Origin of the sequence: Sphingobacterium sp. G1-14 (genome assembly GCF_002196555.1) — a bacterium.
Taxonomy (GTDB): domain Bacteria; phylum Bacteroidota; class Bacteroidia; order Sphingobacteriales; family Sphingobacteriaceae; genus Sphingobacterium; species Sphingobacterium siyangense.
Genome location: NZ_CP021381.1, coordinates 3,144,726 through 3,161,418 on the forward strand (window position 1 = coordinate 3,144,726; position 16,693 = coordinate 3,161,418).

At 38.9% G+C, this 16,693-nt stretch carries 12 protein-coding genes; 4 read left to right on the forward strand and 8 right to left on the reverse strand.

The genetic code is table 11. The features are described 5' to 3' along the window. Window positions 1–10: 10 nt before the first annotated feature. On the reverse strand, window positions 11–1,882 hold the full coding sequence (locus tag CBM24_RS13255) for a RagB/SusD family nutrient uptake outer membrane protein (RefSeq protein ID WP_088161586.1): 1,872 nt from the start codon (window positions 1,880–1,882) through the stop codon (window positions 11–13). 34 nt (window positions 1,883–1,916) lie between these two features. Next, on the reverse strand, window positions 1,917–5,132 hold the full coding sequence (locus CBM24_RS13260; protein WP_088161587.1) for a SusC/RagA family TonB-linked outer membrane protein: 3,216 nt from the start codon (window positions 5,130–5,132) through the stop codon (window positions 1,917–1,919). 493 nt (window positions 5,133–5,625) lie between these two features. Between CBM24_RS13260 and CBM24_RS13265 the strand changes: the two genes are divergently transcribed. Continuing rightward, window positions 5,626–6,165 carry a GNAT family N-acetyltransferase gene (locus CBM24_RS13265; RefSeq protein ID WP_198386113.1) on the forward strand — a complete coding sequence of 180 codons (540 nt, stop codon included), beginning with the start codon at window positions 5,626–5,628 and terminating at the stop codon, window positions 6,163–6,165. A 46-nt stretch (window positions 6,166–6,211) separates the two neighbouring features. Here the strand turns inward: CBM24_RS13265 and CBM24_RS13270 are convergent, their stop codons facing one another. The 6 genes from CBM24_RS13270 to CBM24_RS13295 form a co-directional block, all read right to left on the reverse strand. Then, window positions 6,212–7,108, reverse strand: a complete 897-nt coding sequence (locus CBM24_RS13270) for a polysaccharide deacetylase family protein (RefSeq protein WP_088161588.1) — start codon at window positions 7,106–7,108, stop codon at window positions 6,212–6,214. Between the two features lie 249 nt (window positions 7,109–7,357). Then, a complete protein-coding gene (locus CBM24_RS13275) occupies window positions 7,358–8,107 on the reverse strand; it encodes a succinate dehydrogenase/fumarate reductase iron-sulfur subunit (RefSeq protein ID WP_088161589.1) in 750 nt (249 codons plus the stop codon). 11 nt (window positions 8,108–8,118) lie between these two features. After that, window positions 8,119–10,035, reverse strand: coding sequence for a fumarate reductase/succinate dehydrogenase flavoprotein subunit (locus CBM24_RS13280; RefSeq protein ID WP_088161590.1), 1,917 nt, complete (start codon window positions 10,033–10,035; stop codon window positions 8,119–8,121). 12 nt (window positions 10,036–10,047) lie between these two features. Beyond that, entirely contained in the window at window positions 10,048–10,704 is a 657-nt protein-coding gene (locus CBM24_RS13285) for a succinate dehydrogenase cytochrome b subunit (RefSeq protein ID WP_075992652.1), read from the reverse strand. Window positions 10,705–10,719: 15 nt separating this feature from the next. Beyond that, window positions 10,720–12,150, reverse strand: a complete 1,431-nt coding sequence (locus CBM24_RS13290) for an anion permease (protein ID WP_075992653.1) — start codon at window positions 12,148–12,150, stop codon at window positions 10,720–10,722. A 20-nt stretch (window positions 12,151–12,170) separates the two neighbouring features. Beyond that, window positions 12,171–13,337 carry a porin gene (locus tag CBM24_RS13295; RefSeq protein ID WP_088161591.1) on the reverse strand — a complete coding sequence of 389 codons (1,167 nt, stop codon included), beginning with the start codon at window positions 13,335–13,337 and terminating at the stop codon, window positions 12,171–12,173. Window positions 13,338–13,660: 323 nt separating this feature from the next. Between CBM24_RS13295 and CBM24_RS13300 the strand changes: the two genes are divergently transcribed. The 3 genes from CBM24_RS13300 (at window position 13,661) to CBM24_RS13310 (ending at window position 16,580) form a co-directional block, all read left to right on the forward strand. Next, window positions 13,661–15,052 (forward strand): hypothetical protein, encoded by a 1,392-nt coding sequence (locus CBM24_RS13300; RefSeq protein WP_198386114.1) that lies wholly within the window; start codon window positions 13,661–13,663, stop codon window positions 15,050–15,052. A gap of 103 nt (window positions 15,053–15,155) precedes the next feature. After that, window positions 15,156–16,187, forward strand: coding sequence for a glutaminase A (gene glsA / locus CBM24_RS13305; RefSeq protein ID WP_088161592.1), 1,032 nt, complete (start codon window positions 15,156–15,158; stop codon window positions 16,185–16,187). 27 nt (window positions 16,188–16,214) lie between these two features. Continuing rightward, entirely contained in the window at window positions 16,215–16,580 is a 366-nt protein-coding gene (locus tag CBM24_RS13310) for a VOC family protein (protein WP_075992655.1), read from the forward strand. The last annotated feature ends 113 nt before the right edge of the window (window positions 16,581–16,693 follow it).

The window sequence follows — 16,693 nt, forward strand, 5'->3', positions numbered from 1 at the left end:
CTTTTCAGTATTAATAACCTGGATTTTGAATTAGTTTAGTATTTCTATTCATCTCATCTCTGTGTATAGAGGTAAAATACATTTTGTCGTCCCAACTTCTATTTTCAATTCCTGGATCTATATTGGATACCACGTATTTATACGTGTAATTGCTCGGATCATATTTATAAATGGTTATTTTTTTACCATCTTTTAGTGTTCCCGTAATATTGATAATATTCGCCTTTCGGCCTAATGTCTCAGCGGCAATCATCCAACGTCTAGCATCAAAAAAGCGATGTTCTTCGTAAGCTAGCTCAATCCGACGTTCATTTCTATAACGGCTTTTTAATGCCGATCCAGTTTCGGTAATTGCGGGCATACCTGCTCTGAAACGAATTTTATTTAACCAAGTCTTAGCCTCCACATCTTCGCCCAACTCGATGCAAGCTTCTACATAGTTCAATACGGCTTCCGTATAGCGGAACAATGGCCAAGGAATACGTTGTCTTGTATTTTGGTCTTCCATCGCTGGATCTGGATCAGTAAATTTACGAATATAATAACCTGTTCGAGATCCATTCCAGTCTTCAATCGGACTCTTTCTTGTATCTAAGCCAAATTGAATCGTCTTTTGTCCCTGTCCATTTATAATTTCATATTGACCAGTCTGGATCTGATTATAAGGATCTCTTGTTTTAACATCAGCTGTCCTTGGTTTCCAATCAGCACCATCATAGAGTACAGTTGCTTTTAATCGTGGGTCCCGATTCTGATATGGGTTAGCCGCCATAGTGGCATTGGACCAATCAAATCGTTGACCAGATTGCGTTTCGTAATCATCAATAAGAAGTTGAATCGGTGTATTTCCTGCCCAGTTGTGATAACCATTTGGCCCATTGTCACGTCCTACCCAACCACCCCGCTCATCTTTTTCATCAATAAAAAACCTTCCTAAAATCAGATCTTTTATAGCTGACGCATCAGCCGATTTACTTCCACCACCCAGGGATAAAGCCATGTAATTTGCCGTACCATTATCTGATGATTCTGCAGCACTTAAATCAAGTTTGTACGCAAATTCACTATGATTTAGCACCTCTTTAGCAGCATTTTTTGCCTTCGTCCAACGCTCGGCTTGGTTACCGCTGGTGTACATTAAATATTCAGGATTTGTATATCCAGCTAACAAAGTAGACTTTGCTTTTGCTTTACTTGCATCATGAAGGTCACTAGCAGCATATAATAGTACTCTAGATTTTAAAGCTAATGCAGCTGTCTCACTTACACGACCTTTGATAAAAGTCGCAGTTTTCAATAAAAGTGAAGCACTATCAAGGTCACTCACGATCGCATTGACACATTCTTCATAGGTATTTCTTGAAACCATAAAATCGTTATCCGTCAGACGGCTTACATTTTTTACAAAAGGAACCCCACCGTAAAAACGCAACAATTGTTGATGATAGTACGCTCTAAAAAAATAGGCTTCTCCGAGTAATTTATTCGCTTTCCCTTTATCAAATTTTGGCTCAACCAGGTTCTTTATTGCAATGTTTGCGGCTCTAATACGTGAATACATACGGCCATATTCATAGGTATCCATGATATAACCCTGATCTGCCGGATTAGACCGCGATTCAGTGACGGTATTTATTCCACGATTTGGATGTGTAAATAAAGCCTCGTCTGTCATGGATGCCATTTCTTGCTCATAAAATCCGCCGACACCAAAACCATTGTAGATTTCGGTAACAAAGGCTTCGGATAACGCCGCGTCTGACCATGTTGTCTCATCAGGGATCTCATTAAGCGGCTTTGTATTGACAAAGTCGTCATTACAAGATTGCAGTGCAGATGACAGCACGAGTAATAAAACAGATATGTTTACAATTTTTTTCATTTTTTTACTTCATTAAATTTTTACCTAAGATGATCTAAAACGATAATAGTACCCCTGCGTTGATTAATCTCGCTTGTGGATAATATTGTCCTAAAGCATTAACAGCTTCTGGATCATACATTTTGATCTTGCTCCAAGTGATTAAATTCATGCCATTGGCGTATACTCGTAAGGAGCCTATACCAATTTTACTACAAATACTAGAAGGAAGATTATAACCGACCTCGACATTTTTCAATCGCAAATAGTCTGTACTTCGCATCCAATAAGTGTTATTGTACGAGTAATATTGATTGCTTCTGTCCGTCAACCTAGGATAGACACTACTTGGATTGCTAATACTCCAACGTTTTTCATAAAATTCTTCAAGGAAATTACCAATTGATCCCGATTCATCTGTTCCGACACGGATCTCTCCACCTGTAGCCCCCTGAAATAAGACCGAAAGGTCGAAATCTTTATAGCTCAAGCTAAAATTGAATCCGCCCTGGAAAGTTGGGTCACTGTTTTTGTCTCGTCTGACTTTATCATCTGGCGTAATTCTTCCGTCACCATTAAAATCTTGATACTTCATATCGCCTGGACGCAGGGTTTTTGTAATTGCACTATAGTCCAGTTTATTGTTGGCAATATCCTCCATATCACGGAATACGCCATCATAGACATAATAAATATCCGTCTTGATTGGTTTACCAGTGCTTTGCTGCCATGCTGGGGCACCTGGGGCCTCGTCCCAAAAGATAATTTTATTTTTAGCATAGCCTCCATTCACACCAAGGGTATATCCAAGCTCTCCTACTTTCCCTTTATACCCCAGATTAAACTCCCAACCTTTATTATCCACCTTACCAATATTCTCAGCCGGTAGTGTCATACCTGTGCTTTGAGGAACTGAGGCATTTCGCTGCCATAGAATTGAATTACGTCTATTTTTAAAAATATCAAACTCAAAATTTAACTTTCCTTGGAAAAATTGAAAGTCAAAACCAAGGTTATAATTGTTGGCAACTTCCCAAGTAATCAACTCATTTGGAACACGAGTTTCAAATAGCGTTTTCATCAATTGATCGTTAATTACATAGTTCCCAAATGAATAGGTCGAGAAATATTGATACTCTTGTAACTGATCTTTATAATAAATATTATCATTACCCATCTGACCATAGGAGGCACGTATTTTAAAATAGTTAACAACAGGAATGTTCTCCTTCCAGAAATTTTCTTCCGATACGACCCATCCTGCCATCGCTCCAGGGAAGAAACCATAACGAGAATCTGCAGGAAACATGTAAGAACCATCCCGGCGCCAAAGGAACTCCGCAATGTATTTACTTTTGTAATTATAACCGAAGCGTCCAAAATAGTTTAAACGCGCTCTGTCCCATGCGGTCCCATCATTATTTTTTTCGGCGTCGCCACCAGCAAATAGATAATCTATCATATTTGAAAGAAAATAGCGCCGATAAGCACTAAATTTATCATTGTTGATAGTTTCTCTGTTAACACCAGCAATAACATTCAATTGATGATCGCCAAATTTCCGTTCAAAACTCAAAATTCCACCAAGTAGAATATTCAACTGATCTTCATTACTTTGATTTAAATTCGGATCAGCGGGACCTCGTTTGCCAGCCTCCAGCAAAGGCGTTGTACCATCCGCTTCATAAGCCCCCTGCCACGAATACAAGGTCCATGGCATAACCCATGTTTTTTGATTTTTCACATACTTGTCAACTGACGCATTCAATGTTAATTTAAGGCCATCTATCCAAGGATTGGTAATATCCACTTGCCCATTTGTTTGGAAGTAGTAACGTTTGTCTCTATCATAACCAGTTGCATTAGTCGTAATAACTACTGGGTTTTCACCATTTTCAATATCTGGACCAGGCTTCCCATTAGGCCAAATTGCTGGTTGTGTCGGATTTCCACGCATCAACATCCTAAAGATTGTACCCGCACTCTTTGTCGGGAAGCTCCTATTCTCCTGCCTACCCAAAACGCCAAATTGAGTTTTAACATATTGACTGATGTTGGCGTCAAGATTAATTCTTAGGTCATACTGTTTATAGCCTGTCGCCGAGTTCTTATAGTAGGCATCTTGGTTTTGATAACCCAGAGACATCAAGTATTTAACATCTTCAGTACCACCGTTGATCTGCAAATTATGCCGTTGTTGGGGGGACCAGTCTTTTAAAGTTGCCTTATACCAGTCTGTATTCGGATGTCCCCAGGGATCTGATCCATCCTTAAACTTGTGGATATCTTCTGGTTTAAATGGAGCATCCAATACCCCACCATCCTTTTTATTATAGCTTCCTTTGTTGTTTATTGCCGTATAAGCGGCGGACCATTCTTCAACAGGTAGGTTATAAATCTCCAACTCATTTCGGATCTCCGCAAATTGCGAGGCATCTGTTAACTTAGGTATTACAGTCGGTTGGGAATAACCTTGATTAAAAGTATAAGAAAACTGTGGCTTCCCTGTCTTTCCTCTTCTTGTCGTCACAAGGATAACCCCATTTGCTGCCCGGGCACCATAAATAGCAGCGGATGCATCTTTCAATACCGAAATATTTTCTATATCACGGGGATTAATACGATCTATCCCGCCTTCGCGCGCGGGAACCCCATCAATAACGACCAAAGGACTGCTATTACCTAATGTATTTGTACCACGTATTTTGATATTCGAACCATCGTATCCTGGTTCAGCACTTCCGTTAGTTGCAGTTACACCCGGTACTCGTCCAGTTAATGCATTCGAAACGTTCAATGCCGGAGATTGAGCAAGGTCACTTCCCTTAACAGTAGCTACAGCCCCTGTAACTGTTTCCTTGCGTTGTTTCCCGTAACCAACAACAACGACTTCTTCGAGATTGGATTCCGAATTCAAAAGCGTGACATCTATCGCATGCCGTCCTTTTACAGATTCATCCATAGACTGCTTACCCACCATACGAAAATTAATGATCGCATTCATAGGGACCTTATCCAATTTGTACTTACCTTGATTGTCGGTTTTTGTTACTAGACTTGTTCCATTTACAGATACTGTTACTCCAGGAATCGGCATTCCTGTTTCATCATGTACCGTTCCAGAAACACTTAGCTCCTGTTGAAAGAGAATTCCATAGCTTGCGAGGGTTGCAGCATCAACGATTTGAGGACTCAGGGCCACTAAAGAGCACAATGATCCAGTCCAAAACGCTCTCTTCCATTGATTTGAGAAATAATGGCAGTTAATCATAAAAACTGTTTAATTGTTTAAATTTTGTATTTAATTAGTTATTTTTTTACCCCTTAAAGACATGTCGGTTTAGGTGTCTTATCAGGAGTGGTTTATAATTGTTTATCTGACATGAAAATACGAAAATAAATATACAAAGCAAGTGTTAATTTTACACTATTTAACATTTAAACTTTAATCAATTGAAAGTAAACTATTTGAAAAAACAAACTGGCTAACCTTATTTTTGTATCATGTATAATCCGGCCTTATGAGGATGATATTTGGGACAAAAAACACCTAACAGCTCGTCTTTAAGAGAAATTTTTACAAGAAAAGTAAACTCTAGTATACCGAAAGTATATTATCAATTTTTTAAATAATAATATGCATCTTTATCCATTATAATTAGATCTGTAATTGATTTTTTTAAAACAACTATGTATATACAAACAATGGAGCTCAATACGGATCTATTAATAACAAAGAAATAGTTGTATCTACAAACAAAACTATGAACATAAAAATTAGGCAAGAAAAGTCAAGTGACCCAACTATTGTATTCGAACTGATCCGAATCGCTTTTGAAAACGAACAGTATAGCGATCATCAAGAGCACATTTTAGTAGAAAAACTAAGAAAGAGAGCGGAATTTATACCACAAATGTCAATCGTAGCAGAAGTTGAAGGAGAAATAGTAGGCTACATCCTCCTGACAAAGGTGCAGATTATTGATAAAGAGAATCAAAAAGCATTCGATTCTCTCGCCTTGGCTCCTGTCGCTGTGCTACCTCAGTTTCAAGGACAAGGAATTGGCGGTAAATTAATTCTTGCTGCCCATCAGATTGCAAAAGAATTGGGTTTTGGATCGGTAGTTGTGCTCGGACATGCAGACTATTATCCTAAATTTGGATATGTACCTGCATCAGTCTATGGTATACAATTTCCATTTGATGTTCCTGATGAAAATTGTATGATAAAAGAACTAACAGACAATTCCTTAAAAGGTATACAGGGCACTGTCCATTATCCAGAAGAGTTTGGTGTTATTTAATAAACCAAACTCTTCATTATGATTTGATGCCAATTAACAATCCCATTTAATATTTAATCGGATAGTCTTGCATAAATTCAAACTGATAACCATCTTTTTTCAATGCATCTATTAAAGAAGACAACTCCTGCTGTCCCTTTTGCGTTTGAAACATATCATCATGCATCAAGAAAACAACATTATTAGGCACCATTGAGCTTTTATTGTTCATATAATTCCGAATGTGTGACAAAGTAGACTCCTGGCTTTGTATAGGTGCACCAGTGATGCTATTAAGCCGCCACTCGACATCCCAACCATAAATTGTATATCCGTTCTTATGCAACAAATCGGCGGTACTGGATCCATTCTTAAGGTCGATCTTACGAACATCATCATATATCCAAATATTCCTGCCTGGAAGTCGAACGATCTTATGTTTTAGATTGAGATCTTTTTCATTCTTTTCAAAATCAGCAAAAGCATTTTGGGGGTTATTATAAAATCGAGAATACTGATTGTTTGCATGTGTATAGCTATGATTATAACAGGCTATAAGCGGATTGGATTCATAACGGGCAAGATCACGTTTCCTCCCTTTGCTCATATTAGCGTGCTTACCAATCAAGAATACACTCACTTTAATGTTTTTTTCTTTCGCAATAGAATCAATAAAGGCACTACCAATCAATGGTCCGTCATCGAAAGTCAGGTAGATATGTTTTGGATACGTATCAAATGCTTTCCGCAGGGAATCCTTAAGTTCTCGTTTTTGTTGTTTGATCGGAACAGGATGCAAGCTATCTACTGTAAATTGAATCTGATTTTTCTGAAGTGAATCCCACCTATTTAACAAATGTGGTATTTTTTCCTTGACAACCAATTTTTCCGTAAGTGTGTCCTTCAGCTCGCCTTTTCCCAAGACCTTGTTTGAAAAATCCCTACATGCGGTTACACTAAACATTGTACTACAAATGAAAAGTACCACAAACAACCTACTACACTTCATATCAATCGCTATAACTTTAATGAATTTCTTTTTTCAAAATTACTACAAAAACCTATTTATTAACCATAAAATCTTACAAATCCCTACTTTCAGGGATAAGGTTAGTAACCTTCAACAATCCCGTACACCTCTTTTTATGGCTTCAGTTTTTATTATAAATCCGATATAAGAAACAATCGTGCCACTTTTTTCGACAGTTGGTCTCTATTTCTTTTTAAAAAATAGTGCTTTGTTATATTCAAAATTCATGCGTGCTATATTCAAAACTGATATACCTTGTGGGCACTCCACCTCGCAGGCTTCTGTATTCGTGCAGTGACCAAATGACTCCAAATCCATTTGCTTCACCATATTTAAAACACGTTCACTGCGCTCTTCTTTTCCCTGTGGAAGCAAAGCCATATGGGTAATCTTTGCGGAGGTAAATAATGCAGCACTACCATTTTTACACGTTGCAACACAAGCACCACAGCCAATACAGGCCGCTGAGTCAAATGCTGACTCAGCTAACTCATGTGAAATAGGAATCACTGTCGCGTCTGGGGCTTGACCAGTATTGATGGATACAAATCCCCCAGAAGAAATAATTCGGTCAAATGCCGAACGGTCCACTTTCAAATCCTTTTTAACCTGAAATGCTGCTGATCGAAAAGGTTCGATAAGAATCGTATCATTATCTTTGAATGAACGTAAATGTAGCTGACAGGTGGTTGTATGCTTAAGAGGTCCATGTGCGATGCCATTGATCATCATACCGCATTGCCCACAGATCCCTTCGCGACAATCATGGTCAAACTCTACAGGTTCGTCTCCATGCGTAATAAGCTGTTCATTTAGGGTATCCAACATCTCCAAAAACGACATATGTGGATTGAGATCTGTTAAGGTGTAAGTAACTAATTTTCCTGCAGCGTCGCGATCTTTTTGCCGCCATATTTTAAGGTGTAAATCCATAATCGTTCTATTTATTTATAGCTCCTTACAGTTGGTTGTATCTCTTCAAAAATTAATGGTTCCCGAATTAGCTCAGGTTCTTGCCCCTCTCCCTTCCAGGCCCAAGCGGAAATAAACTGGTATTCAGCGTCATTCCGTAATGCCTCCCCATCTGCAGTCTGATATTCCTCCCGGAAATGTGCCCCACAGGATTCGTTCCGCGTCAACGCATCATAACACATCAATTCTCCAATTTCAAAGTAATCGGCTACACGTCCAGCTTTTTCCAATTCCGTATTTAAGGTATTGGCTTCACCACTAACAATAACATCTTTATAAAACTCTTGCTTCAGCCTATTAATCTCCACAATAGCATAACGGAGGCCTTTCTCATTACGCGCGAGCCCACAATAGTCATAGAGTATTTTACCCAGTGTTTTATGAAAATAATCCACGGTTTTACTGCCTTTAATCTTTAAAAATCGATCAATTTGCGCCCGAACACCTACCTCTGCACGTTCAAACTCAATATGGTCTGTAGAAATTTTGCCCGTGTGAATATCGTTTGCCAAATAATTTGCAATCGTATAGGGCGCAATAAAATAACCATCCACAGAGGCTTGGAGCAAGGAATTGGCACCCAATCTATTTGCACCGTGGTCTGCAAAATTAGCTTCACCTAATGCAAATAAACCCGGTAGGCTTGTCATCAGCTCATAATCTATCCATAATCCCCCCATTGAAAAATGCGCGGAAGGTGAAATCATCATCGGTTCTTTATAAGCATCATATCCCGTAATCTTTTCATACATATCGAACAGATTACCATATTTCTCTTGTATTTTCTGTTTCCCCTGTTCTCTAATAGCTTTCGCAAAATCAAGGTAAACAGCATTTTTAAGTGGACCAATCCCAAAGCCAGCATCAATCCGTTCTTTGGCCGCTCGAGATGAAATGTCCCTTGGAGCAAGATTACCAAATGCGGGATAACGACGCTCTAAATAGTAATCTCTCTCTTCCTCAGGAATAGCGTTCGGTTCCCGCTTCTCATCTTCTTTCAAAGGAACCCAAATCCTTCCATCATTACGTAACGACTCTGACATTAGTGTTAATTTAGACTGATAATCGCCAGACTGCGGCAACGAAGTCGGATGAATCTGAATCCAGCTCGGGGAGGCCATTAATGCCCCCTTCTTGTGTGCCCGCCAAATGGCAGAGCCATTACAGCCCATTGCTAATGTCGATAGATAATAAATTTTACCATAACCTCCAGTTGCCAATATAACGGTATGTGCAGCGTGTCGTTCAAGCTCCCCTGTATCAAGATTTCGAACAATAACGCCACGGGCCTTTCCATCTATTACAACGATGTCGAGCATTTCATGTCTGGAGAAAAGCTGTACGGCACCTTTGCCGACCTGACGCATAAGTGCCTGATACGCTCCCAAAAGAAGCTGCTGTCCAGTTTGACCTCTCGCATAGAATGTACGACTTACCTGTACTCCTCCGAAAGATCGATTGTTCAGATAACCTCCATATTCACGACCGAAAGGAACACCCTGTGCAACTGCCTGGTCGATTAAATTGAGCGAACATTCGGCCATACGATAGACGTTGGCCTCACGGGCACGAAAATCACCGCCCTTAAGCGTATCAACAAACATACGATAAACACTGTCTCCGTCATTTTTATAATTTTTTGCGGCATTTACACCACCTTGAGCAGCCACAGAATGTGCTCTTCTCGGACTGTCCTGAAAGCAGAAGGATTTTACCTGATACCCCATCTCCCCAAGAGAAGCCGCGATGGAGCTACCTGCCAGTCCGGTTCCGATAACTATAACATCCAGTTTTTTACGATTTGCAGGATTAACAAGCTTGGCAGTCTTTTTATAACGGGTCCATTTTTGATCCAATGGTCCATCCGGTATTTTTGAATTTAATGTCATAACTTCTCCCCCTTATTTAACTGTAAAAAATATATAAATAGGCATCAAAGCAAAACCAATGCTGATGATGACCGAATAGCTGATACCAATAATCTTAAACCATTTAACAAATTTGGGATGGAATAAGCCTAAAGTTCGAATCGCACTATGAATTCCATGAATAAGATGATAACACAAGGCAACCATAGATAAAACGTAAATAAGAACATACCACCATTGCTGAAAAACCTCGATTACAAGCACATATAAATCCTTGTTACCGCGTTCATCAAGTGGAGGAGCGCCAAATTTGTACACGTACCAAAAATTCTGGAAATGGATAACTAAAAAAATGAGGATCAGGGTCCCTAAAATCCCCATATTGCGCGAATACCACTTACTTGCTCTTCCCCGATGATCTGAAACATAGTGGGCACCGGTCTTTTTATTCTTTACGGTGATGATCAATCCGTCCAACGCATGCAAAATAATGCTAGCATAGAGTACGTAAGAAATAATTTTGATCAAGATATTGCCTGCCAAAAAATGGGAGTAGGCATTAAATTGTAGATGTGCTTGTTCCTGCGGTAAGAATAGCTGTAAGTTCCCTAGAAAGTGAATCAGTAAAAAGAACGCTAAAAATAAACCCGTCAGACACATAAGCATCTTCTTTGACAATGTAGATAACATAATAAGATCTTAATTTTAATAATAGCCTATAACCTTCATCCACAATCCACCAACGCCCATATAAATCACCAATAACACGATACCAATTTCCAGTCCACGCAGCCACCATGATTTTAAATCTACATATCCGCTTCCAAAAAATACCGGTGCAGGGCCATGGCCATAATGTGTCAAAACACCATAGATAGAGCCCAGGAATCCAAGCATCATTGCAAGCAACATTGGCGGAATACCCAAAGAAACACCAACCCCCAACAAGGCCGCATACATAGCCGCAACATGGGCGGTAGCACTCGCAAAAATGTAGTGACTAAAGAAATAAACAAGAATGATTACCGGAAAGGCTATTTGCCAACTTAAATCACCAATCTGTACTTTGATCAGGTCGCTAAACCAGCCGATAAAGCCAAGCTCATTTAAGGAACTGGCCATCATAACCAAAACAGCAAACCAAACAATCGTATCCCATGCTCCTTTTTCGGCTTTAACATCCTCCCAGGTCAAGACAGAGGTCAGTAAAAGTAGTGTCAAACCGATGAAGGCTGTGGTTGTAGCATCAATTGAAAAAGAACCACCAAAAATCCATAATGCCAATAAGATAAAGAACGCCAAAAGCATTAACCATTCATTCCTGGAAATTGGTCCCATCTCTTTTAATTTCTGCGCCGCCATCTTAGGTGCATCACCTGTTTTTTTCAATTCAGGTGGATATAACTTATAAAGAACAAGCGGTACTACAAAAAATGCGACAATACCGGGTATAAATCCAGCAATCGCCCAGGACATCCAGGTAATATCAATTCCTAGGTTCGCAGCAAATTTTTGACACATTGGATTACTGGCCGTTCCCGTCAAAAACATCGAAGAAGCAATTAGATTCATATAATAACTATTTAAAGTTAAATAGGATCCCAATTTTCGATGTGTCTCTGGCTTATCTGGAACAGAATCAAAACTAATTGCCATCGATTTCATAATGGGGTAAATAATCCCTCCCCCTCGGGCTGTATTACTGGGAATCGCCGGAGCCAAACAAACATCCGCCAAGCCCAATCCATAAGCAAGTCCTAATGAACTCTTTCCAAAAACTCGAATAAAAAGAAAGGCAATTCGATTTCCCAGTCCAGTTTTAATAAAACCCCGGGCAATGAAAAAGGAGATACCAATCAACCAAATTACCTTATCTCCGAAACCCGTCAAAGCTTTAGTAATCGACTTACCCGCATCTCCAGGGGCTAATACTTGTGTCAGGGCCGTAAACGCGATGGCCATCATACACATGGTACCCATTGGAGCTGCTTTTAAAATAATCCCAAGAATGGTTGCAGCGAAAATTGCAAATAAATGCCAGGCTTCCGGACTGACGCCTTTCGGTATTGGGATAAACCATAAAATGAGTGCTACCAGAAAAGTAATGGCAACATTTTTAATACTGATTTCTTTCATGATAAACGTAGTTTAATAGATTAGAATCGACTTTGTACTTGAACAATAAATAAATTTTTGTTGAATTCGCTGGTATTCTCTGTCTGCTTTTTATATCGGTCCAATTGAAGTCCCAACTGTATCCTTGCACCATAATTTTTTAAAAATTCCAAACCAAACATCGGCGTATATGTTTGACGCGCATTTGCATTGAGTTTATAATTAGGATCAATGTATTCATATCGACAAGATAGCTCGAAAGCGCTTAAATTGAAATAATTTACTTCATACCTTAAGTTTGGTAGAAAGTAGATGCCGCGGACCAAATAGTCACTCAACTTGGATGTTCGCGCACTTTCTTCCAAAGAATAATACAGGTTATGATTGATCGCCTGCTTTGCTTCCAGTTGCATATCAAGATTCCATCGTTTGCCAAAACTGACATTACCAGTTAGATCTACCCCCAATGCATGTACCTGTTTCTTCATCACATCGCCAACGCCACCATTAAGTCCTAAATTGACACCGTACTTCTTTGAAAGTCCAAAAACCAGACGAGTGGCATATTGCTTACCATTATCGTTATCAACAACTTGATTCTTCCCGTTCCCATTCACCACAGATAGGGAATAACTAAAGGGCATATCGCCTAGCGTAGTCTCGCCTGTCGCAGCAACCCCGATTTGAAAACTTGCCCAACCTAATTTACCGAATTCAAGATACTGGTTCGACCAGTCCAAAGATTTGATGATGTCAATAGGATAAGTTTCCTCGATGCCAAACCAAGGACGAAATTGGCCCACTGTGATTGCCAATTTGGGACTAAATGTATATTTCAAGTAGGCATTTTCGAGCACTTTTGTTTTGGGATCACTTTTGAAATCGGCAAGGTTAGCTAATACGGCAACTTCAGTACGCTTACTAATTTGAGCGCGCATCTGTACCCGCATATATTTCACCATAAAATTGTTATCCGTACCTGAGCCATCACTGTGATGTAGCCCGTTGACATCGACATCTTTTGTAGCACTAACAAGGTAACGGGCCTGAAACAAACCTTTCACCTGAAGCTTGGGATAAGTCGTGTCATCTTTTTTTTGTTGCACAGAATCAACTTTATGCTCTTGTACAGTACCTGGTTCTTGCCCTTTGACCAAGGTATAGCTCAATAAACATGCAATAGAAATTGGAATGTAGCGTTTCTTCATACTTAAACAATTTTTTTCTTAGCCAGTAGCCCAGCTTACTTCTCATTGTTAATAATCTTGTCGTTCTAAATCTAATGTTGTAGGTACAACACATAGCTTAAAAAAATGTTTTGTTATTCTAATAAAATTTAATAACTGTAAGAAAATCAAACTGATTAAAAAAAGATCAGGTATAAATTCCACGTTTTTATGTAATTTCACAAGCGAATTTCAATACAATCTAAATTTAAAACCTATAGATTGATCTTTTTATGAATTTTGTTCTTCATGAAAAAACTTCATCATTTAAATATGTAATACATTTTAGAATCGATAAATATATTATGAAAGAAAAACTAATCAGAACATGCTTTATTGGCCTTGCGCTCCTTTTGATCCAAAGCTTTTCAGTATCAAGCGTTCACGCCACAGACAAAGAAAAACCCGCTATGTTTTGGACCTGGCTAGATTACAACGCTAAAACAAACTTTGATTCTATTTGCCGTGAGATGAACTATCTGGGGATCGATGGCGTGATGTTAAATGCTGCTAGTCCAGATGAGTATCGTGTAGCGATTCCCATTGCAAAAAAATATGGCATTCAAGTTATCGCCTGGCTTTGGACGATGAACCTGGAACATGATAGAGATAAAATACTCAAAGAACATCCAGATTGGTTCAGCGTCAATCGCAACGGAAAAAGTCTCGCAGATACCACTGCATACGTTGGTTATTATAAGTTTTTATCGCCTGTAGTACCAGGAGTAAAAGAATACATCAAAAAGAAAATTGAATCCTATTGTGAAGTTGAGGGATTGGAGGGTATCTCTATTGACTACAACCGTTATGTGGATGTTGTCCTCCCCACAACCCTTTGGCCTAAATACAATATTGTCCAAGATCGCGAGTATCCCGCTTGGGATTACGGATACCATCCCATTGCTATAGAAAAATTTAAAAAACAATATGGCTATGACCCTCGTGCACAAAAAGATCCATCGAAAGATCTCAAATGGCGCCAATTTCGTTGCGATCAGATAACAGATATCGCCAATATGATTGCAGAAATTGTTCATTCTCATGGCAAAACAATGGCGGCATCCCCTTTCCCGACCCCAAAAATGGCTTCACGTATGGTACGTCAAGATTGGGGTAAGTGGAATTTAGATGTTGTTTTTCCGATGGTGTACAGCAATTTTTATACAGAAGATCCAAGCTTTATTAGCGATTGTACCTTAGAAAATGTGCGCGACAAAGGTGCAAATACGACCTTATACTGTGGGTTGATGGCTAAAAATAATGAGGAAATATTTACCGATATGGATGAAGCGCTAAATAATGGTGCGCAGGGAATTTCTATTTTTACCATCCATAGCCTAAAAGATCCTCAAATCAAGGAAAAATTCAGAGCCTATACAGCTGCTGCGAAAGCGAGAAAAGCTCAAAATAATGGAACTTTAACACGCTTGGCGCACGTGAAAATCGAAAATAATCCCTTCAAAAAAGAAGGGATTATGAAATTAATCAACCAAAAGATACAAGATTTGGTCCGTTCAGAAAACCCTGCTGCGAGTCCGATAGCATTATCAAAATATAAAAAAATAGATGCATATGATGTGACTCAAAAATACCTGGTTACTGATAAAGTGAGCAAAAAGAATTTTTACGTCACCTTCTTTTTCTATGGCGGTATACTTTCCGGTTGGAATGTTGATCCAGCTCCAAATGCAGCCTAAGGGATGACCTACTAGGAAGAGGTGCTAAAATGTTATCTATTTAGCACCTCTTTTCTTTTTAATACACTGTTCCCTATCTTTGGAACGAACAAATAATTAAAAAATGAGAAAAAATGTTAGGTTGGTAGCCTGTGTTATAGGCTTGATATGTTGTGGATCAATTCCTGTAGCCTTTGCTCAAAATGGCATTCAAAATCAGCAGGATGCTAAAACCGCAATTATTGATAAAGCATTATTGGATAAAATATTGGATAAAAATAGACAGTCGTTCAAAGAAGGTAAAGTAGCCGATTATATTCCGGAATTGGGTAAAGCCAACGCATCGTCCATCGCTCTTTCGGTTGTAAATAGTGATGGAACAATCGTTAGTATCGGAGATGTGCAACAAAGATTTACAATTCAGAGTATTTCAAAAATTGTTTCATTAATGGTCGCTGTATTGGAAAACGGAGAACGAAATATTTTTGATAAAATGGGGTACTTTGGTACAGACAAACCTTTCAATCATTTTGCGAATTTGGAAACATCGGGTAAACCGCTCAATCCAATGATGAACGCTGGTGCCATTTTAACGACATCGCTTATTAAAGGAACAGGTGAGGAACCTTTTCTTAAAATACTCAATATGATTCGTTTTATAACAAATAATGAAAAGATTGAGTATAGTAAACCCGTATATAATTCGGAACGGGAGACTGGAAATCGAAACAGAGGTATGTTCTATCTGATGCGCAACAATGGACTCATTGATGGTGAAGGTGAAGATAAACTAAATAATTATTTTAAACAGTGCTCAATTGAGATAACCGCAGAGGATCTAGCTAAAATAGGTTTCTTTTTTGCCAATCACTGCGTGCGTTATGACGGAAATAAGCAATACAATAATCCAAGTCTATCTCAGCTAGTTCAATCGCAAATGCTCATTGCAGGTATGTACGAATTTAGCGGCGAATATGCCAGAACTGTGGGACTTCCAAGTAAATCGGGCGTGGGTGGTGGAATCGCGGTAAGTGTACCGAATAAAATGGGTATAGGGGCCTATAGTCCAGCCTTGGATCAACACGGTAACTCGGTAGCCGCTTATCGCATGATATTAGATTTGGTGAAAGAGAAATCACTAAGCCTCTTTTATTAACCTTAGTAAATTCTAGTTAACTATAACATGATACGGACAGAACCAATCATCGCAGTGGATAACGTTCCCAAAAGCTCACAATTCTACCAAAAGCTTTTAGGCTGTGCGAGTCAACATGGAGGAGAAACATTTGAAATTCTCACGGATAACGGAACTGTTATTCTCTGTTTACACAAATGGGGTGAACATGATCACCCTACTATGCGGAATCAAATACATGCAGGGAATGGATTCATATTATTCTTTAGAGTAGACAATTTAAAGCAAATTTTCGAAAACGCTACTTTGCTAAATGCAGTCATAGAGAAAGATATACATTACAATGAGAATTCTTTGAAGGATCAATTTATCCTACGTGACCCCGACAATTATTACCTGATTGTATCAGCCTAGTCAGATCTATTTGTTTGTCAATCGCATACAGGATTGTATTCATCAGTAAAATCTCCGTTCTTAAACCAGTTTAACTTTTGTATTGAATGTTTAATGCAACTTTGTCTTATCAA

What these genes read in the sequence shown, in the direction of transcription:
- CBM24_RS13255 (WP_088161586.1), bottom strand. Translation starts at nt 1,882, where the DNA reads ATGAAAAAAATTGTAAACATATCTGTTTTATTACTCGTGCTGTCATCT.
- CBM24_RS13260 (WP_088161587.1), bottom strand. Translation starts at nt 5,132, where the DNA reads ATGATTAACTGCCATTATTTCTCAAATCAATGGAAGAGAGCGTTTTGG.
- CBM24_RS13265 (WP_198386113.1), top strand. Translation starts at nt 5,626, where the DNA reads ATGAACATAAAAATTAGGCAAGAAAAGTCAAGTGACCCAACTATTGTA.
- CBM24_RS13270 (WP_088161588.1), bottom strand. Translation starts at nt 7,108, where the DNA reads ATGTTTAGTGTAACCGCATGTAGGGATTTTTCAAACAAGGTCTTGGGA.
- CBM24_RS13275 (WP_088161589.1), bottom strand. Translation starts at nt 8,107, where the DNA reads ATGGATTTACACCTTAAAATATGGCGGCAAAAAGATCGCGACGCTGCA.
- CBM24_RS13280 (WP_088161590.1), bottom strand. Translation starts at nt 10,035, where the DNA reads ATGACATTAAATTCAAAAATACCGGATGGACCATTGGATCAAAAATGG.
- CBM24_RS13285 (WP_075992652.1), bottom strand. Translation starts at nt 10,704, where the DNA reads ATGTTATCTACATTGTCAAAGAAGATGCTTATGTGTCTGACGGGTTTA.
- CBM24_RS13290 (WP_075992653.1), bottom strand. Translation starts at nt 12,150, where the DNA reads ATGAAAGAAATCAGTATTAAAAATGTTGCCATTACTTTTCTGGTAGCA.
- CBM24_RS13295 (WP_088161591.1), bottom strand. Translation starts at nt 13,337, where the DNA reads ATGAAGAAACGCTACATTCCAATTTCTATTGCATGTTTATTGAGCTAT.
- CBM24_RS13300 (WP_198386114.1), top strand. Translation starts at nt 13,661, where the DNA reads ATGAAAGAAAAACTAATCAGAACATGCTTTATTGGCCTTGCGCTCCTT.
- glsA (WP_088161592.1), top strand. Translation starts at nt 15,156, where the DNA reads ATGAGAAAAAATGTTAGGTTGGTAGCCTGTGTTATAGGCTTGATATGT.
- CBM24_RS13310 (WP_075992655.1), top strand. Translation starts at nt 16,215, where the DNA reads ATGATACGGACAGAACCAATCATCGCAGTGGATAACGTTCCCAAAAGC.